Source organism: Pseudomonas sp. 05N434, assembly GCF_056396965.1.
On sequence record NZ_JBFTMK010001130.1, the window covers coordinates 1 to 456 of the forward strand.

Here is a 456-nt window from a genome sequence, read left to right on the forward strand (position 1 = left end):
GTGACGCAGGAAGCGCTCGTGGTCGCCGTTGAGGAGCGCGCCGGTGGTGACCATTTCGGTGTAGAGCAGGGCGTGCTTGGAGAGCAGGCGCAGGAAGAAACGGCAGTGGCGGTCAGTCCAGTCCATCATCGGCGCCACGCTAAAGCGTCTAGACACTGTAGAGCTTGAATTTACTGAGTATGTAGCTGATTTCTGTACCATTTCGCTCTACGTGTTCAAAGCCGGTTTTAGGGGGTAAATGGGCGTTTTGAGGGGCGTGGATACAATGTACCAACCCCTTTAACAATTGTACCAGTTGACTATGGCCACGATCAGAGCACGCAAGCGCACCGACCGCGGCACCAGTTACACGGCACAGATACGCCTGTTCCGATATTGTCAGGCAAGATTAAGCTCAGGCCCGACATCTAATAACGTGACTCAACCGAACGTGCCTCAGTCGGCTTCGTCTCTATT

The 456-nt window shown here is 54.2% G+C and carries 1 protein-coding gene; it reads right to left on the reverse strand.

The annotated features are described in order from the left end of the window. On the reverse strand, window positions 1-201 hold a 201-nt coding region (locus AC1DLB_RS32075; RefSeq protein ID WP_477786546.1), incomplete at its 3' end, for a tRNA-dihydrouridine synthase. Window positions 202-456 lie beyond the last annotated feature (255 nt).